Raw genomic sequence first — 26,446 nt, 5'->3', positions numbered from 1 at the left:
AAGCGCCGGGAGGGATCGTCCGCACCGCGGGCCGGGAGCGATGTGCGCCACGACCCCCGTGGATGGGGGAGAGTTGTAGGTGATGCGCCACTACCTCGACCACGCCGCGACCACGCCCCTCCGTCCGGAGGCGCGTGATGCCTGGTTGCATGCTTCGGAGACCGTGGGGAACGCATCGTCGACCCACGGCGCGGGTCAGGACGCCCGTCGGCTCCTCGAGGAAGCGCGGGAGCGCGCGGCCGCGGTGCTCGGGTCCGAACCGATTGAGGTCGTGTTCACCTCGGGCGGCACCGAGGCGATCAACCTCGCCCTGCAAGGCCTGTGGGAAGCCCGCGCGGCCGATGCCGAGGCGATCGTGCTCCCGGATGCCGAGCATCACGCGACCCTCGACACCGTCGCAGCGCTCACCGCCCGAGGAGCGGTCGTACGTCCCGTGCCGGTGTCCGCCGCCGGCGGGATCGACCTCTCGGCCTTCGCTGCAACGCTCCCCGGTGCCGCGCTCGCGACTGCTCTCGTCGCGAACAACGAGGTGGGCACGATCAATGACGCGGTGGCGCTCTCCGCGGCCGCATCGGATTCCGGTATTCCTCTTCATCTCGATGCGGTGGCGGCGCTCGGCCACCTCCCGCTGTCGTTCTCGCAGCTGCGCGGCGCGGCGGCGGCCGGAGCCGGGCTGATCGCCATGAGCGTGGCGGGCCACAAGATCGGGGCACCTGTCGGGGTCGGGGCGCTCGTCGTCTCGCGCACGGCGAAGCTGGCACCGATCCTCCATGGGGGAGCGCAGCAGCGGGGGCTCAGGGCCGGCACTCAGGACGTGCCGGGGGCTGTCGCCTTCGCGACCGCGCTCGAGCTCGCAGAGAGGGAGCGCGAGTCCGAGGCCTCCAGGCTCGGAGCGCTTCGAGACCGCCTGGTCCGCGGCATCCGGGATCGCGTACCCGAGGCCGAACTTCTCGGAGATCCGAGCCGGCGTCTGCCCGGCAACGCGCACGTCCTGTTCCCCGGGGCGGTAGGAGAGAGCCTGCTGTTCCTGCTCGACATGGCTGGTGTCGCTGCCTCGACGGGCTCGGCGTGCCAGGCAGGAGTCGCGGAGCCGTCGCACGTGGTCATGGCGATGGGGCGCAGTGAACGTGAGGCGCGCAGCGTGCTGCGGTTCACGCTGGGACGCACCTCGACGCAAGCCGATGTGGACGCGGTGCTCGCGGTGATCGCGGACACGTACGTGCGGGCGTCGGGTCCGTCGCGCGCGTGACCCGCCCCGGCAGTCGACACTGCTCGTAGACTGGGATCATGCGGATTCTTGCGGCCATGAGCGGAGGGGTGGATTCCGCCGTCGCCGCGGCGCGCGCGGTCGAGGCGGGTCACGACGTCGTCGGAGTGCATCTCGCCCTGTCCCGTGCCGGCGGCACCCTGCGCACGGGGAGCCGCGGATGCTGCACGATCGAGGATGCCCTCGATGCCCGGCGTGCGGCTGATCTGCTCGGCATCCCCTTCTACGTCTGGGACTTCTCCGAGCGCTTCCGTGACGACGTGATCGACGACTTCATCTCGGAGTACCGTGCGGGCCGCACGCCGAACCCGTGCATGCGCTGCAACGAGAAGATCAAGTTCGCCGCCCTGCTCGAGCGCGCGATCGAGCTCGGCTTCGACGCGGTGTGCACCGGTCACTATGCGACGTTGATCGACGGCGAGAACGGTCTCGAGTTGCACCGCGCAGCCGATGACGCGAAGGATCAGTCGTACGTGCTGGGCGTTCTGACGGCCGAGCAGCTTGCGCACACGTACTTCCCGCTCGGCACGACGCCCTCGAAGGCGCTGGTGCGGGCCGAGGCCGCGCAGCGGGGGCTCAGCGTCGCGCAGAAGCCCGACAGCCACGACATCTGCTTCATCCCCGACGGTGACACGAGAGGCTGGCTGGCGGAAAAGGTCGGCAGCGAGACCGGCGACATCGTCGATCGCTCCGGCGCGGTCGTCGGCAGCCACGAGGGCGCGCACGGGTACACCGTCGGCCAGCGACGCGGTCTGAAGCTCGGCGTGCCCGCCGCCGACGGGAAGCCGCGCTTCGTCCTCGAGATCCGCCCGGTGACGAACACGGTCGTGGTCGGTCCGAAGGAAGCACTCGCGGTGAGCGAGATCGCCGGCGGACGATTCAGCTGGGCCGGTGCACCGCCGCAGGAGCAGACATTCGAGTGCGAGGTGCAGATCCGCGCGCACGCCGAGCCGGTGGCGGCCGTTGCTCACGTGACGGTTGACGGCGTGCGAGTCGAGCCCGCGCATCCGCTCGACGGCGTCGCGACCGGACAGACCGCCGTGCTCTACGTCGCCACGCGCGTGCTCGGGCAGTTCACGATCGATCGCACCGTATCGGCGGTGCCGGTCGGCGTCTAGGCCCGCCCGGCAATGTCCGCGACCGCTCGTAGACTGACGGAGTGCCGGAGAACATCTCGCTGGAAGACGCCCGTACCGAGGCCGAGAGCCTGACCTCGCTCATACTCGAGGCGAAGGACGCGTATTACGGGCGCGACACCTCGGTCGTCGATGATGCGACCTATGACGGCTGGATGCATCGACTCGAAGAACTCGAGCGCCTGCATCCCGAACTGCAGAGCCAGGATTCCCCGACCCAGATGGTGGGGGCGGCCGAGGCGACGGGACTCGCGACCATCGAGCACGCCGAGCGGATGCTCAGCCTCGACAACGTGTTCTCGATCGACGAGCTGCGGGAGTGGGCGGCGAAGACCCGCGCCGCCGCGGGGCGCGAGGTGGACTGGCTCACCGAGCTGAAGATCGACGGTCTCGCCATCAACCTCCGCTACGAGAACGGTGTGCTGACATCTGCGGCGACCCGTGGCGACGGCCGAGTGGGGGAGATCGTCACCGATAACGCCCTGCGCCTCCCAGAGATCCCGCAGCGCCTGAGCGGCACCGGGCATCCCGAGATCGTCGAGGTCCGCGGAGAGGTGTTCATCCCGGTGCAGGCGTTCGAGAGGCTGAACGCCGCGCAGGCGGAGTTCAGGGAGCGCGCCTACGCCGACGCGCTGACGCGCTGGGAGTCTCGGGCCGGGGCGAAGAAGCCGTTCGATGAGGAGAAGGCGAGAGCGGCTGCGGCGCGCAGGTTCCCCGCCTTCGCGAACCCCCGCAACGCCGCGAGCGGGGGTCTGCGTCAGCAGATCGACAAGAAGGACGGCCTCGAGCTCGAAGCAGGACTGCTGCGGATCTCCTCTCTGGCGCTCTACGTGCACGGGGTGGGCGCGTGGCAGGATCCGCCGGTCGCCGCGCAGAGCGAGGTCTATGCCCTGCTCTCCGGATGGGGACTGCCCACGAGTCCGCACACGAGGGTCTGCACGAGCATCGATGACGTCGTGGCGTTCGTCGAGCACTTCGGAGAGCATCGGCACGATGTCGAGCACGAGCTCGACGGGATCGTGGTCAAGGTCGACGAACTCGCTCTGCACGACGAGCTCGGCGCGACGAGCCGGGCTCCGCGTTGGGCGATCGCCTACAAGTACCCGCCGGAGGAGGTGCAGACGACGCTGCTCGACATCGTCGTCTCCGTCGGCCGCACCGGTCGAGCGACGCCCTTCGCCGTCATGGCACCCGCGCATGTCGCGGGATCCGTGGTCCGCCAGGCCACACTGCACAACAAGGACGTCGTCAAGGCCAAGGGGGTGCTCATCGGAGACACGGTCGTGCTGCGGAAGGCCGGCGATGTGATCCCCGAAGTGCTCGGGCCGGTCGTCGAGAAGCGCGACGGCACGGAGCGGGAGTTCGTCATGCCGGTGGGCTGCCCCGAGTGCGGAACGCCGCTGCGGCCCATGAAGGAGGGCGACATCGATCTGCGCTGTCCGAACGCGCGCTCGTGCCCCGCGCAGGTGCGCGGACGCGTCGAGCACATCGGATCGCGGGGCGCGCTCGACGTCGAAGCGCTCGGCGAGGTCACCGCTGCGGCGCTCACACAGCCCACATTTCCGGACGTTCCTCCGCTCGAGACCGAGGCGGGGCTCTTTTCGCTCACCCTCGAGCAGCTCGTGCCGATCGAACTGGTCGTCAAGGACGCCGAGACCGGACTCCCGAAGGAAGACGATGACGGGGTCGTGAAGACCCGCGCGCCGTTCCGCCGGAATCCGACGGCCGCCGAGAAGAAGTCCGGGATCGACGGGCCGCAGCCGTCGTCCGCGGCTACGAAGCTCCTCGCCGAACTTGAGAAGGCCAAGAGCAAGGATCTATGGCGCCTGCTCGTCTCGCTGAACATCCGTCATGTCGGCCCCGTCGCGGCGCGGGCTCTGGCTCAGTGGTTCGGCTCTCTCGATGCGATCCGTGCAGCGTCGCGCGAGGAGCTCGCCGCTGTCGAAGGGGTCGGAGGGATCATCGCCGACTCGTTGCTCGCCTGGTTCGAGGTCGACTGGCATCAGGACATCGTCGCCGACTGGACGGCGGCGGGCGTGCAGTGGGCGACACCGGGGCACCCCGGGCCGGGTGCAGCTGTGGTCGAGGGCGGCGTGCTCGACGGCCTCACCATCGTCGCGACGGGCTCGCTCGACGGTTACACGCGCGACGGTGCGCAGGAAGCGATCATCAAGGCCGGAGGCAAAGCCGCGTCGAGCGTCTCCAAGAAGACCGACTTCGTCGCGGCCGGGCCCGGTGCGGGGTCGAAGCTCGCGAAGGCAGAGGAGCTCGGCATCCGGGTTCTCGATGCCGCGCAGTTCCACATCCTCGTGACCGAGGGCCCGGCCGCGCTCGACGGATGATGACATCGGATGCAGATCACATCCTCGTGGTCCGCATCCGGATACGCCGACGGCCCCGTGTTCCACAGAACACGGGGCCGTCGGCGTATCGTCACTTCTTGTGACGCGGCTTGCGGAAGGGCTGCTCGGCTCCATCGCGGGGTGAGCGCTCGTCGCGGTCGTGCCGCGGACGGTCATCACGGTCACGACGGGGACGGTCGTCACGATCGCGACGCTCGAAGCGATCGCCGCCATCACGGCGCCCGCCCCCACCACGGGGGCCGCGGTCCGGTTTGATCTCGATGAGACGTCCCGAGACTCGGGTGTCGCGCAGCTTCTCCAGCACAGCAGGGTCGAGGTTCGAGGGCAGTTCGACGATCGAGAAGTCCGGACGGATGTTGATCGCGCCGAAGTCGTCACGTCCGAGGCCGCCCTCGTTCGCGAGTGCACCGACGATCTGACGGGGCTCGACACGATGACGCCGTCCCACCTCGATGCGGTAGGGCGCGTAGTCGCCCTTTCCGCGGCGCTCGGCGCGCGGTTCACGCGGCTCGCGGTTGTCGCGGCCGCCCGAGCGCTCGCGCTGCGGGCGGTTGTCGAAGTCCACCGCACGGGAGAGGGCGTCGTTGTTCGGGTCGAGGAGAAGCGGATCATCTCCCTGCGCCACGACGGCCAGGGCCGCAGCGACGTCCGACTCGGGGACGTCGTGGTTGCGGACGTAGTGGGCGATGATGTCGCGGAACGCCTCGATCCGAGAGGCCTCGCCGAGAGCAGCCGTGATGGCGTCGTCGAAGCGGGCGAGACGCGTGGAGTTCACGTCGTCGGTCGTGGGGAGCTGCATCTGCGTCGGCTCCTGGCGGGTGGCGCGCTCGATGTGCTTGAGCAGATAGCGCTCGCGCGGCGTGATGAAGCTGATCGCATCGCCGGTGCGGCCCGCGCGCCCGGTGCGGCCGATACGGTGCACGTACGACTCGGTATCGGTCGGGATGTCGAAGTTGACGACGTGGCTGATGCGCTCGACATCGAGACCGCGCGCGGCCACATCGGTGGCCACGAGGATGTCGAGTTTGGCGGCCTTGAGCTGATTGACGCTGCGCTCGCGCTGCACCTGGGGCACATCGCCGTTGATCGCCGCAGCGGAGTAGCCGCGTGCACGGAGCTTCTCCGCAAGCGTCTCGGTCTCGTTCTTCGTGCGGACGAAGACGATCATCCCGTCGAAGTTCTCGACCTCGAGGATGCGCGTGAGAGCGTCGACCTTCTGCGCGTACGAGACGATGAGATAGCGCTGGGTGATGTTCTTGTTCGTCGCGGTCTTGCTCTTGATCGTGATCTCCTCGGGATCACGGAGATACTGCTGAGCGAGACGGCGGATCGTGGGCGGCATCGTGGCCGAGAACAGCGCCACCTGCTTCTCGGTGGGCGTCTGAGCGAGAATCTGCTCGACGTCTTCGGCGAAGCCCATCTTCAGCATCTCGTCGGCCTCGTCGAGCACGAGGTACTTCAACTCGGAGAGATCCAGCGTGCCCTTGGCGAGGTGGTCCATGATGCGCCCGGGGGTGCCGACGATCACGTGCACGCCTCGTCGCAGAGCGGAGAGCTGCACGCCGTAGCCCTGTCCGCCGTAGACAGGCAGGACGTGGACGCCCTTCATCCGTGAGGCGTAGGACTCGAACGCCTCGCAGACCTGCAGGGCGAGCTCGCGGGTCGGCGCGAGAACCAGGGCCTGGGGGATCTTCTGGCTCACATCGAGGCGCTCGAGCACGGGGAGCGCGAAAGCCGCGGTCTTTCCGGTTCCGGTCTGCGCCATGCCGACGACGTCGCGTCCGGCGAGCAGGGTCGGAATGGTCGCCGCCTGGATGGGCGACGGGGTCTCGTAACCGAGATCCTTGATGGCCTTGAGGACGGCGCCGGTGATACCGAGGTCCTCGAATCCGGGTGTGGAGGGGGCGTCGATGGGCGCAGCGTCTTCTTCAGTCACTGACCAAGGGTAGCGTGCCGGGTGCCACGGCGTCTGGTGCCGTGCTCAGGAACCCGAGGTCACGGCGATGAGCCGCTCCCTGACCTGCCGGCGAAGGACCTTTCCGATCAGCGACTTCGGAAGCTCATCGACCACGAAGAGGCGACGAGGGACCTTGTACGGGGTGAGGATCCCGCGGGCGAACTCACGGATCGCCTCGACGTCGACGTCGGTCGATCCGTTCACGACGATCGCAGCGGCGACCTCTTCGCCCGAGTGCTCGCTCGGCAGCCCGACCACGGCGGCGTCGACCACCTGCGGATGCTGCCGCAGTGCGCTCTCGACCTCGGTCGGTGCGACATTGAAGCCGCCGGTGATGATGAGCTCCTTGATGCGATCCACGATCCGGATGAAGCCCGCGTCGTCCACCGTGACGATGTCGCCGGTGCGGAACCATCCGTCGACGAAGACCTCGTCGGTCTCCTCCGGCTTGCCGTAGTACCCGGAGAACACCTGCGGACCGCGCACCAGCAGCTCACCCGCGCTCCCCGGCGCGACGTCCGCGGTCGGATTCTCCGGATCGACCACGCGGCACTCGGTGCCGGGCAGCGGCAGACCGACGGTCCCAGGAACCCGGTTGTCTGCGACCGGGTTCGCCATCAGCACGGGGGAGCACTCGCTCAACCCGTATCCCTCGACGAGGAAGCCGTGCGTCGCCTCCTCGAACGGTACGACGAGGTCGTGCGGAAGCGCCATTGCGCCCGAGATGGCGACCTCGATCCCGTCGAGGGAGACGCCCTTCGCCTGCGCAGCAGCGAGCAGACGATCCGCGATCGGCGGCACGAGGGGAAGGAAGGTCGCCGGATGCTTCTTCACGACATCGAGCACCAGGTCGGGGTCGAACTTCGGGAACAGCACCAGGCGCGCCCCCATCGACATCGCGGAAGTCAGACACAGAGTGAGTCCGTAGGCGTGGAACATCGGCAGCACCGCGTAGACGACGCAACCGTCTCCGCGCCGGATCGAGGGCACCCACGCGCGGGATTGCGCGGCGTTGGCCAGAAGGTTTCGATGCGTGAGCGCTGCACCCTTGGGTGTTCCGGTGGTGCCGGAGGTGTACTGGATGATCGCGAGGTCGTCCGTCGTCGGCTTCGGGTGCGATGCCGGGATCGGCTCCGACCGGACGAGATGCTCCCAGGTGACCGTTCCGCGCACGCTCTCGGTCAACGCGGCGCGCGACTCACGGGCTTTCGCGACGGGCAGCCGGAGCGCGACGCGGGTGAGGAACGGCATCGCTCGGGTGACATCGACCGAGATCAGGTTCCTGACCGCCAGGTCAGCGGGGAACTCCTGCACGGTCGCGACGACCTTGTTCCAGACGATGGCGTGCGCGGCACCGTGGTCCTCGAACTGCTTGCGCAGCTCGCGTGGCGTATAGAGCGGGTTGTGTTCGACCACGACAGCGCCGAGTCGCAGCACCGCATAGAACGCGACGATGTGCTGGGGACAGTTCGGCAGCACGATCGCGACCGGGTCCCCCGCCTTGACCCCGAGATCGCGCAGACCGGCCGCGGCGCGGTCGATGGCGTCCTGCAGCTGGGCGTACGACGTCTCGCGCCCGAAGAACTGCAGCGCAGGAGCATCCGGGTAGTCGCGCACGGACGCCGCGACGATGTCGATCAGCGATCCGTCCACCGGATCGAGATCCTCAGGCACTCCGTCGGCGTAGCTGGCGGTCCACGGACGAGGCGGCTCGAAGGTCGTCATGCGCACAGCCTATTGGGCCGTCACCGTAGACTTGCAGCGTGTCTGAAATCACCCCTGATCTTGTGCGGCATCTCGGCGTGCTCGCACGTATCCAGCTCGACGACGACGAGGTGACGCGGCTCACGGGCCAGCTCGACGCCATCGTCGACAACATCGCCAAGGTGTCGGAGGTCGCGACCGCCGAGGTCGCTGCGACGAGCCACCCCATCCCGCTGAGCAACGTCTTCCGCCCCGACGAGGTCGGTCAGACGCTCACGCACGAGCAGGTGCTGCAGAACGCGCCCGACCAGGCCGACGGCCGATTCCGGGTGACCGCGATCCTGGGAGAAGAGCAGTGAGCGACATCATCCGTCTGACCGCCGCCGAGCTGGCGGACAAGCTCACAGCCGGCGAGGTCTCGAGCGTCGAAGCGACGCAGGCCCATCTCGACCGCATCGCCGCCGTCGACGGCGACGTGCACGCATTCCTGCACGTGAACGACGGCGCTCTTGCCGCTGCTGCCGAGATCGACGCACGCCGCGCGGCGGGAGAGCAGCTCGGCCCGATCGCCGGCGTTCCGCTCGCCATCAAGGACGTGCTGGTCACGACCGACCAGCCCACGACGAGCGGCTCGCGCATTCTCGAGGGCTACCGCTCGCCCTACGACGCGACGGTCGTGGCGCGCTCGCGCGCCGCCGGCCTGGTGCCGCTCGGCAAGACGAACATGGACGAATTCGCGATGGGCTCCTCGACCGAGCACTCGGCGTACGGTCCGACCCGCAACCCCTGGGATCTCGACCGCATCCCCGGTGGTTCCGGCGGCGGCTCGGCCGCCGCGGTCGCCGCATTCGAGGCGCCGCTCGCGCTGGGATCCGACACCGGAGGCTCCATCCGCCAGCCCGCGCACGTCACCGGCACCGTCGGTGTGAAGCCGACATACGGCGGGGTCAGCCGCTACGGTGCGATCGCGCTCGCGTCGAGCCTCGACCAGGTCGGTCCCGTCACCCGCACGGTGCTCGACTCCGGTCTGCTGCACGACGCCATCGGTGGACACGACCCGAAGGACTCCACCTCGCTCACCGACGCCTGGCCGTCGTTCGCCGAGGCCGCCCGCGAGGGTGCCCGCGGGGACGTGCTCAAGGGGCTCAAGATCGGTGTCGTCAAGGAGCTCCCCGACAGCGGGTTCCAGCCTGGAGTCGCGGCGTCGTTCCGAGCCGCGCTCGCGCTGATGGAGGCGCAGGGGGCCGAGATCGTCGAGATCGGCGCTCCGCACTTCGAATACGGCGTCGCCGCCTACTACCTCATCCTCCCTGCCGAGGCGTCGAGCAACCTCGCGAAGTTCGACTCGGTCCGCTTCGGTCTGCGCGTCACGCCCGAGGGCGGCGCCACGGTCGAGGACGTCATGTCCGCGACCCGCGACGCCGGATTCGGCGACGAGGTCAAGCGCCGCATCATCCTCGGCACCTACGCACTCTCGGCGGGCTACTACGACGCCTACTACGGCAGTGCCCAGAAGGTGCGCACGCTCATCCAGCAGGACTTCGCCGCCGCATTCGCCGCAGTCGATGTGATCGCCACGCCGACTGCGCCGACCACGGCGTTCAAGTTGGGCGAACAGGTCGACGATCCGCTGCAGATGTACCTGAACGACTTCACGACCATCCCCGCCAACCTCGCCGGCGTCCCCGGGATCTCGATCCCCAGCGGACTCGCCGAAGAGGACAGCCTGCCCGTCGGCATCCAGTTCCTCGCCCCCGCGCGCGAGGACGCCCGTCTGTATCGCGTCGGAGCGGCGCTGGAGGCGCTGCTGGTCGACTCGTGGGGTGCACCGCTGCTCACCCGGGCACCCCAGCTGAACGGAGGGAACCGCTGATGGCCACCGCCAAGCTCATGGACTTCGACAAGGCACTCGAGATCTTCGAGCCCGTGCTCGGGTTCGAGGTGCACGTCGAACTCAACACGAACACCAAGATGTTCTCGGATGCGCCGAACCCGGCGAACGAGGCCTACCACGCGGCTGAGCCGAACACGCTCATCGCGCCGGTCGACCTCGGCCTTCCGGGCTCGCTCCCGGTCGTCAACGCCACGGCGATCCGCTCGTCGATCAGCCTGGGTCTCGCTCTCGGCTGCTCGATCGCGGCATCCAGCCGGTTCGCCAGGAAGAACTACTTCTACCCGGACCTCGGCAAGAATTACCAGATCTCGCAGTACGACGAGCCCATCGCCTACGAGGGATCCGTCGAGGTCGAGCTCGAGGACGGGACGCTCGTGCGGATCCCGATCGAGCGGGCTCACATGGAGGAAGACGCCGGCAAGCTGACGCACGTGGGCGGCGCGACGGGTCGCATCCAGGGCGCTGAATACTCGCTCGTCGACTACAACCGCGCGGGAGTGCCGCTCGTCGAGATCGTGACGAAGACGATCTTCGGCACCGAGCATCGTGCTCCGGAGGTCGCGAAGGCCTACGTCGCCGCGATCCGCGACATCGTCCGCGGCCTCGGCATCTCGGAGGCCCGCCTGGAACGCGGCAACCTCCGGTGCGATGCGAACGTGTCGCTGCGCCGTCGCGGCGAGGAGAAGCTCGGCACGCGCACCGAGACGAAGAACGTGAACTCGATGCGCTCCGTCGAGCGCGCCGTGCGGTACGAGATCCAGCGCCAGGCGCAGATCCTCGCCGACGGCGGCACGATCATCCAGGAGACGCGGCACTGGCACGAGGACACCGGTACGACCTCGCCTGGGCGACCGAAGTCGGATGCCGATGACTACCGCTACTTCCCGGAGCCCGATCTTCTGCCCGTGGAGCCGTCGATCGAGCTGATCGAGGAACTGCGTGCGGCTCTTCCCGAGCAGCCGCTCGCGCGACGACGTCGCCTCAAGGCCGACTGGGGCTTCACGGATCTGGAGTTCCAGGACGTCCGCAACGGCGGCCTCCTCGACGAGGTCGAGGCGACGATCGCCGCGGGTGCGTCCCCGGCGTCCGCGCGCAAGTGGTGGACCGGTGAGATCACGCGTCTCGCGAACGCGCAGGAGGCGGATGCCGCGTCTCTGGTCTCTCCGGAGAACGTGGCGGCTCTGCAGAAGCTTGTCGACGCGGGAACGCTCACCGACAAGCTGGCGCGGCAGGTGCTCGAGGGTGTCATCGCGGGTGAGGGCACCCCGCAGGAGGTCGTGGACGCCCGAGGGCTCGCTGTGGTCTCCGACGACGGCGCCTTGATCGCCGCCATCGACGATGCCTTCGCGGCCCAGCCCGACGTCCTCGCCAAGATCAAGGACGGCAAGGTCCAGGCGGCCGGCGCCGTGATCGGTGCGGTCATGAAGGCGATGAAGGGTCAGGCGGATGCCGCGAGGGTGCGCGAGCTGATCCTGGAACGCGCCGCCCAGTAACGCTCCGCTCGAAAGGCCCGCGATCTCCGTGCAGCGGAGGCGCGGGCCTTTCGTCTGCGCAGTCGTCGGGGGACCGATGTCGGTGGTCGGAGGGAGAATGTACTCATGGGACACGGTGACGGCAGAGGGCGGATCGTCTCGCCCGACGGCGCCGATGACTCCGGCACCCGAATCCTGCACGTCGACATGGACGCGTTCTACGTCGGCGTCGAAGTCCTCGACGATCCGAGCCTCAGAGGCCTTCCGATCATCATCGGTGCACCCGACGGGCGATCGGTGGTGTCGAGCGCGTCGTACGAGGCACGGCGATACGGCGTGCGGGCTGCCATGCCGGTGGGGCAGGCCCTGCGCCTGTGCCCGACGGCGCGCATCGTCCCGCCGCACTTCCATCGCTACCAGGAGGTCTCACGGCAGGTGATGTCGATCTTCGAATCGATCACGCCGCTCGTCGAGCCGTTGTCGGTCGATGAGGCCTTCCTCGACGTACATGGTGTGCGGCGACTGTGGGGGAGTCCGGGGAGCATCGCGCGGCTGATCCGCGAGCGCGTGCGGGATGAGGTGGGTATCACCTGCAGCGTGGGCGTCGCGGCGACGAAGCACGTCGCGAAGATGGCCTCGACCATCGCCAAGCCCGACGGGCTCCTGGTCGTCGCGGGTGCCGACACGCTCGATTTCCTCGCGCCGCGTCCTGTTCGAGCCCTCTGGGGCGTCGGACCCAAGGCCGCCGAGTCGCTCGAGGGTCGCGGCATCCGCACGGTTCTCGACATCCGGCAGTCGTCGACGGAGATGCTCGAGCGAGCGGTCGGGTCGGCACTTGGGTCTCGACTCGCCCAGCTGGCGCGGGGTGAAGACGCGCGAGCGGTCGACACCGAGCGAGTGGAGAAGAGCATCGGACACGAGGAGACATTCGATACCGACGTGACGGATCGCACGTTCCTGCGCTCCGAGCTGCTCCGTCTCGCCGACCGCGTCGCCGCGCGACTCCGGCGGGCGGAGTGGGAGACCGCGACGGTCGCCATCAAGATCCGCTTCGATGACTTCCGCACGGTGAACCGTTCCCAGACTCTCGCAGAGCCCACGGCGGTCGGCCAGCGCATCGGCGAGGCCGCGCAGAACCTCTTCGAGCAGATCGAGAGCCGAGATCCTGTCCGGCTCGTCGGTGTGCGTGCGGAGAAACTGCGACCCGCGGGCGGGGGCGGGATGGGGCTCTGGGACGACGACGAGGATTGGCGACGGGTGGAAGGCGCGCTCGACGTCGCGGCGGCACGGTTCGGCACCGCGAGCATCACGCGCGCGCGTCACCTCGGCCGCGGCGATGGGCGCGGCGCGGCTCAGCATCCGAAGGCACACGGCATCGACTGATCGTGTCGGATACGGTGCGGGTCGGCTACCGTGGAGCCATGCCACAGATCGCACTCGAACTCGGTAAGCAGGCGGCGACGCTCGGCGTGAAGAGCGCCTACGGAGAGCCGCAGGATGTCGACGGCGCTACTATCACCCCCGTCGCCCTCGCGATCACCGGGTTCGCCGGAGGAAGTGCCGAGGGCGGCGAAGGTGGAACGGGCGGCGGCATCGCCGTGCCTGTCGGCGTGTACGTGCGGCGCGAGGAGGGTCTGCGGTTCGAGCCGAACATCGTGACGCTTCTCGTGGTGGCCGGCCCCTTCGTATGGATCGCCGGTCGCGCACTCACCCGCATCATCCGTGCCCTCAAGAAGTGACGATCCCGTCGCTGCGGCCCTGACCGCGGCGACGCAGCTCACGGTGGACGACGTCCGTCGTTCCGGATTGCAGTACCCGGTCGTGCTCATCGACGGCCGAAGCGGGGCGGGGAAGAGCTCGCTCGCTGCGCGCATCCGGGAAGCGTGGCCGTTGCAGGGCCCCCCGATACTGATCGCGCTGGATTCGATCTATCCGGGCTGGGACGGCCTCGATGCGGGTGCCGAACACGCGATCGAGGGGATCCTGAGCCCGCGCGTCCGCGGGGTCGCCGGTGCGTGGTCTCGATGGGACTGGGAGAGCTCTGCCATCGCGGAGGAGCATCCGGTGCCGGCCGATCGCGGCCTCATCATCGAAGGCTGCGGCATCCTTCGTGCCGGTGTCTCCGAGCTCGCGCCGGTGCGGATCTGGGTCGAGTCCGGCGAGGTGGAGCGCAAGGAGCGCGCTCTGGCCCGGGACGGAGAAGCCTATCGCCCGCACTGGGAGCGCTGGGCGGCGCAGGAGCGTCGACACATCGAGCGAGACGATCCGAGGTCGCTGGCCACGCGCATCATCGAGGTGCCGTGAGGCGTCAGATCCCCGCCTCGTCGGCGGCCTGCACGAGCAGCTCGAGGCGATATCCGATCCATTCGTAGACCTGGAGGCCCTGATCGGGGATGCGGTGATCATCGTCGTCCGTGATTCCGAGACGGCTTGCGAGCACCAGCCGTACGGAGGTGAGGGTACGAAGCCACGCGTCGATCTCCGCGCTCGGCACACGCAGATCGCGCTCGGCGAACGCGTCATCGTCGGCGCTCGGGTGCAGCCCGCGCAACGCGGTCAGCACCGCGCCGGCATCCGAACGGCGCCGGTCGAGGAGGTCAGCGCGTGTGCCGGCCCGGAAGTCGCGAGCGGCATCATGGTCCTCCGGATACGGCGACGGAGTGAGGCGATCCACGGCAGGATCAGACGCGTCCGTACCCGCGTCCGCGTCGAGGAGGGCGACGAAGTCCGTGAGGAGTCGCGAGAGCTGCTCCGCCTCGATCGGTGCCATCGCGAGGAGCAGTGTGCGGTCGCTCACCGGGGTGCCTTCCTGACCGTCGCCCAGAGTCCGTAGTCGTGCATCGCCTGCGCGTGCACCTCCATCGTCTCTCGGGGACCGGTCGCGACGATCGCGTGTCCGTCATGGTGCACGGCGAGCATGAGTTGCGTCGCACGCTCCGTGCTGTACCCGAAGTAGGTGCGGAACACGCGGACGACGTAGGACATGAGGTTGACAGGATCGTTCCAGACGACGACCTCCCAGGGTTCGAGCGGTGCCGCGGAGAGGTCCGAATCGATGTCGAGATCCGGCGTCGTGATCGGCGTGCTCATGCCCACCCCAGTTCGTGCAGCTGCTCGTCGTCTATTCCGTAGAAGTGCGCGATCTCGTGCACGAGGGTCGTATGAACCTCGTCCCGCAGCTCATCCTCGTCATCGCACTGCGCGAGGTGCGGCTCTCGGTACACGACGATGCGATCGGGCAGTTCGCCCATCCCGTACTGGCCACGCTCGGTGAGGGCCAGGCCGTCGTAGAGCCCCAGCAGATCGAGGCTGCCGTCCTCGGGGCGGTCCTCGACCACGAAGACGACGTTGTCGAGGCCGTCGACCATGTCGTCGGGCAGGCGATCGAGCTCGTCGGTGACGAGCGCGTCGAAGGTGTCGGCATCCATCTGCATCCCGTCCAGCCTATTGCGCGACACGGTTCTCCCGGGCGACCAGCGTGGGACGTCGCATCGGGTGCCGCGTGCGGCATCCGACACCCTCGGAGAGGCACGCGTCTGATCAGTGCAGGAGAGCGAGCATCGCTGCGACCGCGATGAACAGGATGCCGAAGATCGTGTTCAGGGTGCGCTGGCCGCGCGGCGACCGTGTGAGACGTCGGAAGGGTCGTGCCGCGGCGGCGAAGAAGCCCCACATGACGATCACATCGACGATGATCGTCGTCGCGATGATCGTGAGGTACTGGGGGAGCTGCGGCTGATCGAGCTTCACGAACTGGGGGATGAACGCGAGGAAGAAGACGATCGCCTTCGGGTTGAGCAAGTTGACCCAGAGTCCACGGCGGACCATCGACCAGCGTCCTTCGGGTGCCTTCTCAGTCGGTTCGCCGTCGTCGGTGACGACCGTCGGTCGTGTCAGGATCAGTCGGATGCCGAGATAGACGAGGTAGGCGGCGCCCGCGTATCGGATGGCGTTGAACAGGATCTCGGAGCGCGAGACGATGAGTCCGACACCGGCCGCCACGATCACGACGTGCACGATCAGCGCCAGCTGCTGGCCGATGATGCCCCAGATGGAGCGGCGCCATCCCTGTGTGAGCGCGTTCGACATCGTGTTGATCGCTCCGGCGCCCGGAGTGAAACTGATGACGATGCAGGCTGTCAGCAGAGAGACCCAGAGCGCGAAGGACACCGATCGATTCTAGGACCACGGCCGTGCCGACCGGCATCGTGCCACATAGGGTGGCTGCATGACAGAGATGCGCGATGAGGGGCCGTTCTTCCATGGAACCGCTGCGGAGCTCCGACCGGGCGATCTGTTGACCGCGGGGTTCCGTTCCAACTACCGCCCTGAGGTGGTGATGAATCACGTGTACTTCACGGCGAAGAAGGACGGGGCGGGGCTTGCCGCGGAGATCGCTGCGGAGCTCTCGCCGGTCGACGGCATCCGGCCGCATGTGTACGAGGTGGAGCCGCTGGGGAGCTTCGAGGACGATCCGAATGTGACGGATAAGAAGTTCCCGGGCAACCCGACTCGCTCGTTTCGGAGCAGAGAACCACTCCGCGTGGTCCGGGAGATCCACGATTGGGTCCGTCTGACTCCCGAGGCGCTGCAGTCGTGGCGTGAACGCCTGTCGGTGTTGCAGCGGGATCCGAACGCCGAGATCATCAATTGATCCCTCCCGAAAGACGAAAGGTCCCGGCTCGAGAGCCGGGACCTTTCACTGGGGTGAGTAACGGGGCTTGAACCCGCGACCTCCTGGACCACAACCAGGCGCTCTACCAACTGAGCTATACCCACCATGCGCCTGCCGGAGCAGGCAACCCCACGAGTCTATTACATGTTCGGGGTGAACTTTGACACGACGTCGGATGCGATCGCCTTGACCTCGTCGCTCGTCGGTCCCGGTTCGGTCACGAAGACCGCCTGGCGGTAGTACTGGAGCTCGCGGATCGATTCGAGGATGTCGGCCAGCGCCCGGTGTCCACCGTCCTTGGCGGGAGCGTGGAAGAAGGCCCGCGGATACCAGCGGCGTGAGAGCTCCTTGATGCTGGAGACATCGACGTTGCGATAGTGCAGCCAGGTGTCGACCTCCGGCATGTACTTCGCCAGGAACATGCGGTCGGTGCCGATCGTGTTGCCTGCGAGGGGAGCTTTGCGCTCCTGCGGAACGAACCGTCGGATGTACTCGAGCGTCTGCGCTTCTGCCTCGGCCAGCGTGACGCCGTTCGGGATCTCGTCGATCAGGCCCGAGGTCGCGTGCATGTCCGTGACGAACTCGCCCATATGCGCGAGGGCTGCATCGCTCGGCTTGATCACGATCTGGAAGCCCGGATCGACGGGACGAAGCTCGAAGTCGGTGATGACGACCGCGATCTCGACGAGTTCGTCGATCGAGAGATCGAGCCCCGTCATCTCGCAATCGATCCAGACGAGTCGGTCGTTCTCGGACGCATTCACCATGCGCCCATCCTATCGACGGGGCGAAAAGCTGACTCCTCGCGGTACGGTAGAGATAGTGCGCCTCCGTAGCTCAGGGGATAGAGCAGGAGCCTTCTAATCTCTTGGTCGCAGGTTCGAATCCTGCCGGGGGCACTCATCGCGGCTCAGCCGTTGCGAAGAGCACTGACCGCATCGTCGGCTCGCCAGAAGTCGCCCACGAGCTGGAACGAGCCTGTCGCAAGGTGCAGCCGCTCTGCGCGATACCGCATGCCGAGCGGATCCGGTCGCAGGCGCAGGTGGCCGATGACGCGATGGGAGCGATCGACGACGCGCCATAGGTTCGGCGCGGCGCGAACGAGGTGCTCGCGTGGCGACGACAGATCCGGTGTCGCATAGGGGACTTCGGGTAGGGACGTGATCAGGTTGTCGGACATCGGCAACTCCTTTCTGATTCGAACATAAGCGCGACCACCGACATTGCTCGGGGCGGTGCGATTCGGTGCGATGCGAGCTTTCGTCCACAGTCCCGGTCGCGCCACGAGTTGTCCTCCAGACGTGGGTTTCGGGGGGCGCGCCCTCCTCGGGGAGGAGCACTCTGGTTCCATCCGGGGCGCGAACCCGGCGAACCGAGGAGAAATGACATGAACGACGACACACTCACGATCCTGGGTCGGGTGGCGACCGACCCGACAAGAGGGCAGACCGCCAGCGGCATTCCCGTCACGAACTTCAGGGTGGCGAGTACCGCTCGCCGCTTCGATCAGCCGACGCAACGCTGGGTCGACGCGGGAACGAACTGGTACTCCGTGGCGGCCTTCCGGCAGCTCGGAGAACACGCGAAGGCGTCCCTGCGCACGGGAGACAGTGTGATCGTGACCGGACGGCTGAAGATCCGCAGCTGGGAGGCGAACGGTAAGCACGGCATGAGCGTCGACATCGATGCTGAGGCGATCGGCCACGATCTGCGCTGGGGGACCACAGCGTTCCTCTCGGCGTCGCGTGCGGCGGCATCGGGGGAGCACGCCGCGCCAGCCATCGACTCGAGAGCGACCAGGGGAGAGATCGACGGCTTCGCCGCAACGCAGGAGGATCCCGGTGGTGATCAGCCGGGAGATGGTGGGGCGGCGCAGGACGACCTCGACGTGTCGTGGGCGGCGAGCGATGGCGATGACGTGAACACCGCATCCGGCGCTGTCGTGGATGAACCGGTGCCGTTCTGAGCCGGCATGGCGGGGGTGGCGGCCCGGACGGAAGCGCCCCGTAGACTCGGACCCGTGCTCCGTCGACAGGCCAACACCCCCGCTCGCATCGCTCTCATCGGCGCGACCGCGGCACTGACCCTCGTCCTCGCCGCGTGCGGACCCGCCGATCCGGCACCGAGCGCGGCGCCGACGACGGCACCGACGACGGCCGAGGAGCCTGTGTCCGCTCCGGTCCTGGTGCCAGACGGAACGGCCGCGGACAACCTGCCGCTGTTCTCTGCGATCACCGCGCAGGTCTGGGCCTCGGATCAGCGGGCCGAAGGGCGAGCGTACATCGACGCATTGACGGCCGCCGGCTTCGACAAGGCAGCGATGCAGGTCACTCCTGACGCCACCACCGTCGACCGGGCTGTGGAGAGCATGCAGTTCTCCGTGCGATGGGGCGCGACGGAGTGCCTGGTCGGTCAAGTCGGGCCCTCGACCGGTGAGCCGGTCACGATCGTGATGCCGCAGCTCGCAGAGGGACGCTGCCTCGTCGGGAACACCCGTCCGATCGACTGGTGACGCGACAGCGACCCTCGATGTCGCTCACCTGAGGTGCCGCTAGGCTGGAGTGTCGATCTTCGATGCCAACAGAAGGAGCGGTTTTCGGTGGCTGAGTATATCTACTCGATGGTTCGTGCACGCAAGGCGGTGGGCGAGAAGCTCATCCTCGACGACGTGACGATGTCGTTCCTCCCCGGTGCGAAGATCGGCATGGTCGGCCCGAACGGCGCCGGTAAGTCGACGATCCTCAAGATCATGGCGGGTCTCGACACGCCGTCGAACGGCGAAGCCAAGCTGACCCCCGGGTTCACGGTCGGCATCCTCATGCAGGAGCCCGAGCTCGACGAGTCCAAGACCGTCCTCGAGAACATCCAGGACGGAATCGCGATCAAGGCCAAGGTCGACCGCTTCAACGAGATCTCGTTGCTCATGGCCGACCCGGATGCGGACTTCGATTCGCTCCTCGCCGAGATGGGGACGCTCCAGGAGGAGATCGACGCCGCCGACGGCTGGGACCTCGACTCGCAGCTCGACCAGGCGATGGACGCCCTGCGCACCCCGCCCGCGGATGCCGCGATCGCGCCGCTGTCCGGTGGCGAGAAGCGCCGTGTCGCACTCGCGAAGCTCCTCCTCCAGAAGCCCGATCTGCTTCTTCTCGACGAGCCCACCAACCACCTCGACGCCGAGAGCGTGCTCTGGCTCGAGCAGCACCTGCAGGCCTACAAGGGCGCGGTCATCGCGATCACCCACGACCGGTACTTCCTCGACCACGTCGCCGAGTGGATCGCCGAGGTCGACCGCGGCCGTCTGATCGGCTACGAGGGCAACTACTCCACCTACCTCGAGAAGAAGGCCGAGCGCCTCGACATCCAGGGCAAGAAGGACGCGAAGCTCGCGAAGCGCCTCAAGGACGAGCTCGAGTGGGTGCGCTCGAGCGCCAAGGGCCGTCAGACCAAGTCGAAGGCGCGTCTGGCACGCTACGAGGAGATGGCGGCTGAGGCGGAGCGGACCAGGAAGCTCGACTTCGAGGAGATCCAGATCCCCGCGGGTCCGCGTCTCGGCAGCATCGTGATCGACGCCAAGAATCTGAAGAAGGGCTTCGACGGACGCTCGCTCATCGACGGCCTGAGCTTCAGCCTTCCGCCGAACGGCATCGTCGGAGTCATCGGTCCGAACGGTGTGGGAAAGACCACTCTCTTCAAGACGATCGTCGGCCTGGAGCCGCTCGACGGCGGCGACCTCAAGGTCGGCGAGACCGTCAAGATCAGCTACGTCGACCAGTCCCGTGCGAACATCGACCCCGACAAGACGCTGTGGGAGGTCGTGTCCGATGGGCTCGACTTCATCGTCGTCGGCAAGACCGAGATCCCCTCGCGCGCCTACGTCTCGAAGTTCGGTTTCAAGGGGCCCGACCAGCAGAAGAAGGCAGGTGTGCTCTCCGGTGGTGAGCGCAACCGTCTCAACCTCGCGCTGACGCTGAAGGAGGGCGGCAACCTGCTCCTCCTCGACGAGCCCACCAACGACCTCGACGTCGAGACGCTGAGCTCCCTCGAGAACGCCCTCCTCGAGTTCCCCGGTTGCGCAGTGGTCATCACCCACGACCGCTGGTTCCTCGACCGCATCGCGACGCACATCCTCGCCTACGAGGGCACCGACGAGAAGCCCGACCAGTGGTACTGGTTCGAGGGCAACTTCGAGGCGTACGAGCAGAACAAGATCGAGCGCCTCGGACCGGATGCCGCGAAGCCGCACCGTTCCACCCACCGCAAGCTCACGCGCGACTGACCTCGCGATGACCGAGCCGACGCCGGGGCCTCGCCTCCACATCCCGATCCAGCTCCGCTGGGGCGACCTGGACGCCTTCAACCACGTCAACAACACCTCGATGCTGAAACTGCTCGAGGAGGCGCGGGTGCGGGCGTTCTGGCGCGCGGGGCCGGGGGAGGAGGCCCCGTCGACGGCCGTCCTCGACTCAGGTATCGAAGAGGGCATCCTCACGCTCATCGCGCGCCAGGAGATCGAGTACCTCGCACCCGTGCCCTATCAGCGCCGACCGCTCGAGGTGCAGATGTGGTTCGGGAAGCTCGGCGGATCGAGCGTCGAGGTCTGCTACGAGGTGCACAACGACCCTGCATCCGAGCCTCGGGCGATCTACGCGCGGTCGACGGCCGTCATCGTTCTGGTCGACGCGCGGACGGGCCGTCCGACCCGACTCACACAGGAGATGCGCGACGCCTGGGAGCCCTTCACCGGGCCATCGATCGAGTACGCGCACCGCTGAACCGCGCCATTCCCGGAGCCGTGCCGTTCGAAGAGGGACGCCGATCCCCGGGACGCAGCCGCGTAGCCTCCGCTGCTCGCTGCCGCTGCTTCCGAACCGCCCGGTGGAGCCCGAGTCGCCCCCTCGACCTCAGGTCAGGCGGGCACCCTGATCATGATCTCCTGCGCGACGCTGGCGACGAGTGCACCGTCGCGCGCGTGGATTCGTCCCTGAGCGAGGCCACGCCCACCGCGCGCGTTGGGCGACTCCTGCACATACAGCAGCCACTCGTCCACCCGAGCGGGGCGATGCCACCACATCGCGTGATCGAGGCTCGCGATCTTGATGCCCGGAACCGCCCAGCTCGCGCCGTGCGCGCGCAGGATCGACTCCTGGATCGTCATGTCGCTGAGATAGGCGAGAGCTGCCCGGTGCAGTCGCGGATCGTCGGGAAGAGGCGCTCGCATGCGCATCCAGACCGCCTGTCGAGGCTGAGGCTCCTCGTCCGCAGGACCCCACAGGGGAGAACCGACGTGCCGCACATCCACGGCCCGATCGCTCAGCATCCGTGAGACCCCGGATGGCAGACCCGCGACGCGCTCTTCGTCGGGGAGGAGCGATTCCGGATCGGGGACGCCGTCGGGCATCGGCGCCGCGTGCTCGACACCGGGATCCTCGTCCTGGAACGACGCGATCATCGAGAAGATCGGTACGCCGTTCTGATACGCCTGCGACCGACGGGTCGAGAACGAGCGGCCGTCGTGGATCCGATCGACGGCGATGGTGAGACCCTGTGCCGCATCCCCCGGACGGAGGAAGTACCCGTGCATGGAGTGGACGGCGCGCTCCTCGGGCATCGTGCGCTCGGCCGCGATCAGCGACTGTGCGAGCACCTGTCCGCCGTAGATGCGCCCGCCGGGCATCGGATGCGAGACCCCCGTGAAGATGTCCTCGGTCGTCCGTGCCGTCGCCTGGTCGAGATCGAGCACGTCCAGCAGCTGCTCGACGGTGCGTGCGGCGTGTTCCTCAGAGCCCATGACATCCTCTCCACGGCTGCGCGGCGGTCCGCCTTGATAGTTTAGAGGGCGTGCCCCACGCTCTCGTCCTCGCCGATGCCGAGACGTCCAAGGACGTCCTGACCTTCGTGGGCAGGGCCCGCCGCATCTCCGACGAGGGCATCCGGCTGCAGGGCGCCCGCGGGGTGCTCGCGCTCACCGCCGCCGCTCTCGCCCCCCACGGTCTGTTCGACCAGACCCCGACGGTGCTCGCGATGAGGGTCGTCCACGCGGATCCCGAACTCGAATGCGATGTCGTCGTCGCCGAGCTCGCGGCAAGCGAGAACGATCGAGAGCTGCTCTTCCCGGAGACCGGTCTCTCACCGTCCTGGGCCGGCATCGCGCCGCCACGCGGCGATTGGCAGGAGCACGGCACGCTGACGGCATCCGTCATCGCCCAGCGGGCGCAGTGGGGGATCAGCGCGGTCGCGCACGGCACCGCACCTGGCTCCGGAGAGGAAGCGGTGCGCGCGCTGCGGGCCGCGATCTGGGGAGAACCCGACCCGGATCTCCTGGACCTGCCGAGGGGAGTCGCCTTCGCCGCCGACGCCTTCGGTTTCGTCTCGGGGGAGGAGCAGGTCAGAGTCATGCGATCGGGCCGGTGGACGCGACTCGCGTTCCGTCGTGGACACGTGCTCACTCGTGGGCCGGCCGTCGTCGGACTCACGGCGGTGAGGGAGACCGGGGCCTGATCTCGGGCAGCCACCGACCCGCGCAGACCTTCGCCGCCTGCACACCGGCGGCGCGCGGTCCTCAGCCGACCGACGCAGCAGCGCGGCCGGCCTGACGCCCGGAGAACAGGCACCCGCCGAGGAACGTCCCCTCCAGCGCGCGGTAGCCGTGCACGCCGCCACCGCCGAAGCCACTCGCCTCACCCGCGGCGAAGAGCCCGGGCACCGGCACGCCATCCGCGTCGAGGGCACGACCGTTGAGATCGGTCGAGATCCCGCCCAGCGACTTGCGGGTGAGGACGTGCAGCTGGACCGCGATGAGCGGCCCAGCGGACGGATCCTGCAGCCGATGCGGAGCCGCAGTGCGGATCAGCCTGTCGCCGCGATAGCCGCGCATCGAGCGCAGCATCCCGATCTGCGCGTCCTTCGTGAAGTCGTTGTCGATCTCGCGGTCCCGCGCGATGACCTCCTGACGCACGTGAGCGATGTCGAGCAGGTCGCCCCCGGGATGCCGTCGCATACGGTCCAGCAGGGATTCCAGGTCGTCCTCGACGAGAAAGTCCTCACCTTCATCGAGGAACGCCTGCACTGGCCCGGTCGGCCCCTTCGCCAGCCGCGACTTCACCAGCAGTCCGATGTCCTTGCCCGTGAGATCGGGATTCTGCTCGCTCCCCGAAAGGGCGAACTCCTTCTCGACGATCTGGCGCGACGTCACGAACCAGGAATGATCATGGCCGGTCGCGCGCAGATGAGCGAGCGTTCCGAGTGTGTCGAACCCCGGGAAGAGGGGCACGGGCAGGCGGCGGCCCGTCGCATCCAACCACAGCGAAGAAGGGCCGGGGAGGATCCGGATGCCGTGCGCGGGCCACACCGGATCCCAATTCCGGATGCCCTCGACGTAGTGCCACATCCGGTCGCCGTTGACGAGGCGCGCACCGGCGGACTCGGCGACGGCGAGCATGGAGCCGTCGACGTAGGCGGGAACACCCGACAGCATGCGGTCGGGTGGGCTGCCCAGGCGATCAGGCCACGCGGCACGCACGAGCTCATGATTTCCTCCGATGCCGCCGGACGTGACGATCGTCGCGCCCGCCGTGATCGAGAACTCCCCGATCTCCAGGCGATCCGAGGGCTCTCCGCGCTCGGCCCCGCTGCTCGCGAGAACCTGCCCTGCCGCACCGGTGACGGTCCCATCGGTCGTGAGCAGCGTGCCGACTCGGTGCCGCGGGAGGATGGTCAGCCGACCCTCGCGCTCTCCCTGCTCCACCCGGGCGGCGAAGGGAGCGACCACGCCAGGCCCGGTGCCCCACGTGATGTGGAACCGGGGGACCGAGTTGCCCGGGCCCAGAGCGCCGTAGCCACCGCGCTCCGCCCACCCCACCACGGGGAAGAATCCGACTCCCCGTTCGCGGAGCCATGCACGCTTCTCGCCCGCGGCGAACCGGAGGTAGGCCTCGGCCCACTTCCGCGGCCATTCGTCCTCCGGGCGATCGAAACCCGCCGTGCCGAACCAGTCCTGCCTGGCCAGCTCCAGCGAGTCCTTGATCCCCATGCGCCGTTGCTCCGGGGAGTCGACGAGGAACAGGCCGCCGAAGGACCACCACGCCTGCCCGCCGAGGTTGGTCCGCGGCTCCTGATCGACGATGACCACTCTCCGCCCGGCATCCAACGCCTCAGCTGCGGCGACGAGGCCGGACAGCCCCCATCCGATCACCAGAACGTCTGTGGACAGGGGCGTGGTCGTCATGAGCTCTCCGTTGATTCCTCACGTGATCGGGACTCCAACGTGGGGCGCCCGGCAGGGGCCGTTCCGATTCCCGACGGTTCGAATGTGTTCACCATGGCATACGCCGCGCGTTCGAGGTAGTCCCACAGCGTCGCGTCGTGCAGAGGAGACAGGCGTGCCTCGTCGAGCGCCGTACGCATGTGACGCAGCCAACGGTCGCGGGCGTCGGGATCGACGTGGAACGGCATGTGACGCATCCGCAGGCGTGGATGTCCGCGGGTCTCGCCGTAGGTCGTCGGTCCTCCCCAGTACTGCTCGAGGAACATGCGCAGACGGTCCTCGGCGGGCCCGAGGTCCTCTTCGGGGTACATCGGCTTCAGCACCGGATCGAGCGCCACCTCGCGATAGAACACCGAGACGATGGTCCCGAAGGTCTCGGCACCGCCCACCTCGTCGTAGAAGCTCACTTCGCAGTCCCTCCCTCATCCGTCGTCTTCTTGCGTCGCCAGATGCCCCGCTCCGGCACCGTCGGCACACCCGTCACGGCGTTGGGCCGCGTCTTGGGCGGATTGGCGCCCCGCACTCGACGAGCGCCGTCGAGACCCGTGGGGAGGACGGCGGTCATGCTCGGCAGTGCGATGTCGTTCTCGATCATCGCGGCACGGAGTCGCTTGCGCAGCTCCTGCGCGACGTCGTCCTTGGCGTTCGCGCGCGCCTTGATGACGATCCTGACCACCAGGGCGTCACCGCCGATCGACTCGAGGCCCCAGAGCTCGGGCTTCTCGATGATGCGGGTGCGCCACTTCGGGTCCTTGGCGAGGTTCTGAGCCGTCTCCAGCATGGTCCGCTCCACCTGCTCCAGGTCGGAGTCGGCCGGAACGCCGAGATCGATGATCGCCCGAGCCCATCCCTGTGACATGTTCCCGATGCGCAGGACCTCGCCGTTGCGCACGTACCAGAGAGTGCCGTTCACATCGCGCACCTGGGTGATCCGCACGCTCACGTACTCGACGACGCCCGAGGCGAGGCCCAGATCGACGACGTCACCGATGCCGATCTGGTCTTCGGCGACGATGAAGATGCCGTTCAGGACATCCTTCACGATGTTCTGCGCGCCGAAGCCGAGCCCCGCGCCGACGGCGGCGGTGAGCAGCGTCAGCGAGCCGAGCAGGCCGGTATCGATGGCGTTCACAATGAGGACGATCGCGATCACCACGAGCATCACGTTGACGATGTTCTGCAGGATCGTGCCGAGCGTCCGCGTACGCTGCACGAGACGCATGTCCGCGAGCGGTGAGCGCTCGAGGGCCTGCGTGTCGTCGACCGAGGCCTTGTTCTTCGCCGAGTCCACGATCCGATGCACCACGCGTCGGATGACGACGCGCAGGACGAGGGCTATGAGTACGCACGCGACGATGATCAGCGCGATGTTGAGCGCGGTGAGACCGACGGGGACGAGGAAGCCGAGTGCCGCCTGCACCCAATCGGGGAGCGGCGTCTCCGCGGGATCTGTGGTCGTGAGGGGGAGGATCATCGCTTCCAGCGTAGCGACCGGTCCTCTGGGAGGGCTGGATGCCGCGAGCGGAGATGAGAAGGGCTCAGGTCGACGCGAAACGCATCGACCTGAGATGAGAAGGGCTCAGGTTGGGGTGACCCGGTTTTGGTGGAGTCTTGTTCTCGGGTGATTTTGATGAACGAACGAGATAGGCCGCGGGCGCGGCGTGCGGGTGAGCACTATTCGATGGAAGAGCGTTCCGCGGCAGTCAAGCTTG

The 26,446-nt window shown here is 67.9% G+C and carries 27 protein-coding genes and 2 tRNA genes; 16 read left to right on the top strand and 13 right to left on the bottom strand.

Going from position 1 to position 26,446, the window contains the following annotated elements:
* Nucleotides 1-82: 82 nt before the first annotated feature.
* The 3 genes from ACI3KS_RS07745 to ligA are packed head-to-tail and all read left to right on the top strand — an operon-like array spanning nucleotide 83 to nucleotide 4,745.
* The gene (locus ACI3KS_RS07745) at nucleotides 83-1,249 is read left to right on the top strand and encodes a cysteine desulfurase family protein (protein WP_404916902.1); all 1,167 of its coding nucleotides are present in this window, start codon (nucleotides 83-85) and stop codon (nucleotides 1,247-1,249) included.
* A 38-nt stretch (nucleotides 1,250-1,287) separates the two neighbouring features.
* On the top strand, nucleotides 1,288-2,385 hold the full coding sequence (gene mnmA, locus ACI3KS_RS07740; protein WP_404916900.1) for a tRNA 2-thiouridine(34) synthase MnmA: 1,098 nt from the start codon (nucleotides 1,288-1,290) through the stop codon (nucleotides 2,383-2,385).
* A gap of 41 nt (nucleotides 2,386-2,426) precedes the next feature.
* Nucleotides 2,427-4,745: an NAD-dependent DNA ligase LigA gene (ligA, locus tag ACI3KS_RS07735; protein ID WP_404916898.1), complete on the top strand. Its 2,319-nt coding sequence runs from the start codon at nucleotides 2,427-2,429 to the stop codon at nucleotides 4,743-4,745.
* A gap of 91 nt (nucleotides 4,746-4,836) precedes the next feature.
* Here ligA and ACI3KS_RS07730 read toward each other — a convergent pair whose 3' ends face one another.
* The gene (locus ACI3KS_RS07730; protein WP_404916896.1) at nucleotides 4,837-6,702 is read right to left on the bottom strand and encodes a DEAD/DEAH box helicase; all 1,866 of its coding nucleotides are present in this window, start codon (nucleotides 6,700-6,702) and stop codon (nucleotides 4,837-4,839) included.
* 45 nt (nucleotides 6,703-6,747) lie between these two features.
* A complete protein-coding gene (locus tag ACI3KS_RS07725; RefSeq protein ID WP_404916894.1) occupies nucleotides 6,748-8,448 on the bottom strand; it encodes a long-chain-fatty-acid--CoA ligase in 1,701 nt (566 codons plus the stop codon).
* 38 nt (nucleotides 8,449-8,486) lie between these two features.
* Here ACI3KS_RS07725 and gatC point away from each other — a divergent pair, with 38 nt between their 5' ends.
* From gatC to ACI3KS_RS07695, 6 genes are all read left to right on the top strand, one after another.
* Complete coding sequence (gene gatC, locus ACI3KS_RS07720) at nucleotides 8,487-8,786, top strand: Asp-tRNA(Asn)/Glu-tRNA(Gln) amidotransferase subunit GatC (protein ID WP_404916892.1); 300 nt, start codon at nucleotides 8,487-8,489, stop codon at nucleotides 8,784-8,786.
* On the top strand, nucleotides 8,783-10,300 hold the full coding sequence (gatA, locus tag ACI3KS_RS07715) for an Asp-tRNA(Asn)/Glu-tRNA(Gln) amidotransferase subunit GatA (protein ID WP_404916890.1): 1,518 nt from the start codon (nucleotides 8,783-8,785) through the stop codon (nucleotides 10,298-10,300). Before gatC ends, gatA begins: the two co-directional genes overlap by 4 nt.
* The gene (gatB, locus tag ACI3KS_RS07710) at nucleotides 10,300-11,814 is read left to right on the top strand and encodes an Asp-tRNA(Asn)/Glu-tRNA(Gln) amidotransferase subunit GatB (RefSeq protein ID WP_404916888.1); all 1,515 of its coding nucleotides are present in this window, start codon (nucleotides 10,300-10,302) and stop codon (nucleotides 11,812-11,814) included. Before gatA ends, gatB begins: the two co-directional genes overlap by 1 nt.
* 105 nt (nucleotides 11,815-11,919) lie before the next feature.
* The gene (dinB, locus tag ACI3KS_RS07705; protein ID WP_404916886.1) at nucleotides 11,920-13,176 is read left to right on the top strand and encodes a DNA polymerase IV; all 1,257 of its coding nucleotides are present in this window, start codon (nucleotides 11,920-11,922) and stop codon (nucleotides 13,174-13,176) included.
* A gap of 38 nt (nucleotides 13,177-13,214) precedes the next feature.
* On the top strand, nucleotides 13,215-13,532 hold the full coding sequence (locus tag ACI3KS_RS07700; RefSeq protein ID WP_404916884.1) for a hypothetical protein: 318 nt from the start codon (nucleotides 13,215-13,217) through the stop codon (nucleotides 13,530-13,532).
* Entirely contained in the window at nucleotides 13,516-14,097 is a 582-nt protein-coding gene (locus ACI3KS_RS07695) for a hypothetical protein (protein WP_404916882.1), read from the top strand. The genes ACI3KS_RS07700 and ACI3KS_RS07695 overlap by 17 nt, the downstream gene beginning before the upstream one ends.
* Nucleotides 14,098-14,101: 4 nt before the next feature.
* On the opposite strand, the gene ACI3KS_RS07690 is transcribed toward ACI3KS_RS07695, so the two are convergent.
* From ACI3KS_RS07690 to ACI3KS_RS07675, 4 genes are all read right to left on the bottom strand, one after another.
* The gene (locus ACI3KS_RS07690; RefSeq protein ID WP_404916880.1) at nucleotides 14,102-14,590 is read right to left on the bottom strand and encodes a DUF2017 family protein; all 489 of its coding nucleotides are present in this window, start codon (nucleotides 14,588-14,590) and stop codon (nucleotides 14,102-14,104) included.
* Complete coding sequence (clpS, locus tag ACI3KS_RS07685) at nucleotides 14,587-14,883, bottom strand: ATP-dependent Clp protease adapter ClpS (protein WP_404916878.1); 297 nt, start codon at nucleotides 14,881-14,883, stop codon at nucleotides 14,587-14,589. Before clpS ends, ACI3KS_RS07690 begins: the two co-directional genes overlap by 4 nt.
* The gene (locus ACI3KS_RS07680) at nucleotides 14,880-15,227 is read right to left on the bottom strand and encodes a metallopeptidase family protein (RefSeq protein WP_404916876.1); all 348 of its coding nucleotides are present in this window, start codon (nucleotides 15,225-15,227) and stop codon (nucleotides 14,880-14,882) included. The genes clpS and ACI3KS_RS07680 overlap by 4 nt, the downstream gene beginning before the upstream one ends.
* A 106-nt stretch (nucleotides 15,228-15,333) precedes the next feature.
* A complete protein-coding gene (locus tag ACI3KS_RS07675; protein WP_404916874.1) occupies nucleotides 15,334-15,963 on the bottom strand; it encodes a LysE family transporter in 630 nt (209 codons plus the stop codon).
* A 58-nt stretch (nucleotides 15,964-16,021) separates the two neighbouring features.
* Here ACI3KS_RS07675 and arr point away from each other — a divergent pair, with 58 nt between their 5' ends.
* Nucleotides 16,022-16,447, top strand: a complete 426-nt coding sequence (gene arr / locus ACI3KS_RS07670; RefSeq protein ID WP_404916872.1) for an NAD(+)--rifampin ADP-ribosyltransferase — start codon at nucleotides 16,022-16,024, stop codon at nucleotides 16,445-16,447.
* 49 nt (nucleotides 16,448-16,496) lie between these two features.
* Here arr and ACI3KS_RS07665 read toward each other — a convergent pair.
* A tRNA-His gene (locus ACI3KS_RS07665) sits at nucleotides 16,497-16,572 on the bottom strand.
* A gap of 36 nt (nucleotides 16,573-16,608) precedes the next feature.
* Complete coding sequence (orn, locus tag ACI3KS_RS07660) at nucleotides 16,609-17,235, bottom strand: oligoribonuclease (RefSeq protein WP_404916870.1); 627 nt, start codon at nucleotides 17,233-17,235, stop codon at nucleotides 16,609-16,611.
* Between the two features lie 59 nt (nucleotides 17,236-17,294).
* Between orn and ACI3KS_RS07655 the strand changes: the two genes are divergently transcribed.
* A tRNA-Arg gene (locus ACI3KS_RS07655) sits at nucleotides 17,295-17,367 on the top strand.
* Between the two features lie 11 nt (nucleotides 17,368-17,378).
* Here ACI3KS_RS07655 and ACI3KS_RS07650 read toward each other — a convergent pair.
* Nucleotides 17,379-17,648: a hypothetical protein gene (locus ACI3KS_RS07650; protein ID WP_404916868.1), complete on the bottom strand. Its 270-nt coding sequence runs from the start codon at nucleotides 17,646-17,648 to the stop codon at nucleotides 17,379-17,381.
* 207 nt (nucleotides 17,649-17,855) lie between these two features.
* On the opposite strand from ACI3KS_RS07650, the gene ACI3KS_RS07645 reads away from it, so the two are divergent.
* From ACI3KS_RS07645 to ACI3KS_RS07630, 4 genes are all read left to right on the top strand, one after another.
* Nucleotides 17,856-18,434, top strand: a complete 579-nt coding sequence (locus ACI3KS_RS07645) for a single-stranded DNA-binding protein (protein WP_404916866.1) — start codon at nucleotides 17,856-17,858, stop codon at nucleotides 18,432-18,434.
* 54 nt (nucleotides 18,435-18,488) lie between these two features.
* Nucleotides 18,489-18,980, top strand: a complete 492-nt coding sequence (locus ACI3KS_RS07640) for a DUF6993 domain-containing protein (RefSeq protein ID WP_404916864.1) — start codon at nucleotides 18,489-18,491, stop codon at nucleotides 18,978-18,980.
* 87 nt (nucleotides 18,981-19,067) lie between these two features.
* Complete coding sequence (gene ettA / locus ACI3KS_RS07635) at nucleotides 19,068-20,747, top strand: energy-dependent translational throttle protein EttA (RefSeq protein ID WP_404916862.1); 1,680 nt, start codon at nucleotides 19,068-19,070, stop codon at nucleotides 20,745-20,747.
* Between the two features lie 7 nt (nucleotides 20,748-20,754).
* A complete protein-coding gene (locus ACI3KS_RS07630) occupies nucleotides 20,755-21,243 on the top strand; it encodes an acyl-CoA thioesterase (protein ID WP_404916860.1) in 489 nt (162 codons plus the stop codon).
* Between the two features lie 134 nt (nucleotides 21,244-21,377).
* On the opposite strand, the gene ACI3KS_RS07625 is transcribed toward ACI3KS_RS07630, so the two are convergent.
* Nucleotides 21,378-22,259: an acyl-CoA thioesterase gene (locus ACI3KS_RS07625; RefSeq protein WP_404916858.1), complete on the bottom strand. Its 882-nt coding sequence runs from the start codon at nucleotides 22,257-22,259 to the stop codon at nucleotides 21,378-21,380.
* A gap of 50 nt (nucleotides 22,260-22,309) precedes the next feature.
* On the opposite strand from ACI3KS_RS07625, the gene ACI3KS_RS07620 reads away from it, so the two are divergent.
* Nucleotides 22,310-22,969 carry a hypothetical protein gene (locus ACI3KS_RS07620; RefSeq protein WP_404916856.1) on the top strand — a complete coding sequence of 220 codons (660 nt, stop codon included), beginning with the start codon at nucleotides 22,310-22,312 and terminating at the stop codon, nucleotides 22,967-22,969.
* A 61-nt stretch (nucleotides 22,970-23,030) separates the two neighbouring features.
* Here the strand turns inward: ACI3KS_RS07620 and ACI3KS_RS07615 are convergent, their stop codons facing one another.
* Genes ACI3KS_RS07615 through ACI3KS_RS07605 form a run of 3 tightly spaced genes read right to left on the bottom strand, consistent with a single transcriptional unit; the run spans nucleotide 23,031 to nucleotide 26,208 of the window.
* Nucleotides 23,031-24,695: an FAD-binding dehydrogenase gene (locus tag ACI3KS_RS07615; protein WP_404916854.1), complete on the bottom strand. Its 1,665-nt coding sequence runs from the start codon at nucleotides 24,693-24,695 to the stop codon at nucleotides 23,031-23,033.
* Nucleotides 24,692-25,141, bottom strand: coding sequence for a globin (locus ACI3KS_RS07610; RefSeq protein WP_404916852.1), 450 nt, complete (start codon nucleotides 25,139-25,141; stop codon nucleotides 24,692-24,694). Before ACI3KS_RS07610 ends, ACI3KS_RS07615 begins: the two co-directional genes overlap by 4 nt.
* Complete coding sequence (locus ACI3KS_RS07605) at nucleotides 25,138-26,208, bottom strand: mechanosensitive ion channel family protein (RefSeq protein WP_404916850.1); 1,071 nt, start codon at nucleotides 26,206-26,208, stop codon at nucleotides 25,138-25,140. The genes ACI3KS_RS07610 and ACI3KS_RS07605 overlap by 4 nt, the downstream gene beginning before the upstream one ends.
* Between the last annotated feature and the right edge of the window lie 238 nt (nucleotides 26,209-26,446).

The organism is Microbacterium sp. ZW T5_45 (assembly GCF_044987415.1).
Taxonomy (GTDB): Bacteria; Actinomycetota; Actinomycetes; order Actinomycetales; family Microbacteriaceae; genus Microbacterium.
Note: the sequence above shows the minus strand (reverse complement) of the source record. Positions and strands in the feature narration are given on the sequence as shown.

Excerpts from the sequence above, each read along its gene's own strand:
- orn (WP_404916870.1), bottom strand. The coding sequence starts at position 17,235 with ATGGTGAATGCGTCCGAGAACGACCGACTCGTCTGGATCGATTGCGAG.
- mnmA (WP_404916900.1), top strand. The coding sequence starts at position 1,288 with ATGCGGATTCTTGCGGCCATGAGCGGAGGGGTGGATTCCGCCGTCGCC.
- ACI3KS_RS07625 (WP_404916858.1), bottom strand. The coding sequence starts at position 22,259 with ATGGGCTCTGAGGAACACGCCGCACGCACCGTCGAGCAGCTGCTGGAC.
- ACI3KS_RS07630 (WP_404916860.1), top strand. The coding sequence starts at position 20,755 with ATGACCGAGCCGACGCCGGGGCCTCGCCTCCACATCCCGATCCAGCTC.
- ACI3KS_RS07615 (WP_404916854.1), bottom strand. The coding sequence starts at position 24,695 with ATGACGACCACGCCCCTGTCCACAGACGTTCTGGTGATCGGATGGGGG.
- ACI3KS_RS07700 (WP_404916884.1), top strand. The coding sequence starts at position 13,215 with ATGCCACAGATCGCACTCGAACTCGGTAAGCAGGCGGCGACGCTCGGC.
- ACI3KS_RS07605 (WP_404916850.1), bottom strand. The coding sequence starts at position 26,208 with ATGATCCTCCCCCTCACGACCACAGATCCCGCGGAGACGCCGCTCCCC.
- arr (WP_404916872.1), top strand. The coding sequence starts at position 16,022 with ATGACAGAGATGCGCGATGAGGGGCCGTTCTTCCATGGAACCGCTGCG.
- gatB (WP_404916888.1), top strand. The coding sequence starts at position 10,300 with ATGGCCACCGCCAAGCTCATGGACTTCGACAAGGCACTCGAGATCTTC.
- ACI3KS_RS07645 (WP_404916866.1), top strand. The coding sequence starts at position 17,856 with ATGAACGACGACACACTCACGATCCTGGGTCGGGTGGCGACCGACCCG.
- ACI3KS_RS07680 (WP_404916876.1), bottom strand. The coding sequence starts at position 15,227 with ATGCAGATGGATGCCGACACCTTCGACGCGCTCGTCACCGACGAGCTC.
- ACI3KS_RS07745 (WP_404916902.1), top strand. The coding sequence starts at position 83 with ATGCGCCACTACCTCGACCACGCCGCGACCACGCCCCTCCGTCCGGAG.
- ACI3KS_RS07725 (WP_404916894.1), bottom strand. The coding sequence starts at position 8,448 with ATGACGACCTTCGAGCCGCCTCGTCCGTGGACCGCCAGCTACGCCGAC.
- ACI3KS_RS07650 (WP_404916868.1), bottom strand. The coding sequence starts at position 17,648 with ATGTCCGACAACCTGATCACGTCCCTACCCGAAGTCCCCTATGCGACA.
- clpS (WP_404916878.1), bottom strand. The coding sequence starts at position 14,883 with ATGAGCACGCCGATCACGACGCCGGATCTCGACATCGATTCGGACCTC.
- dinB (WP_404916886.1), top strand. The coding sequence starts at position 11,920 with ATGGGACACGGTGACGGCAGAGGGCGGATCGTCTCGCCCGACGGCGCC.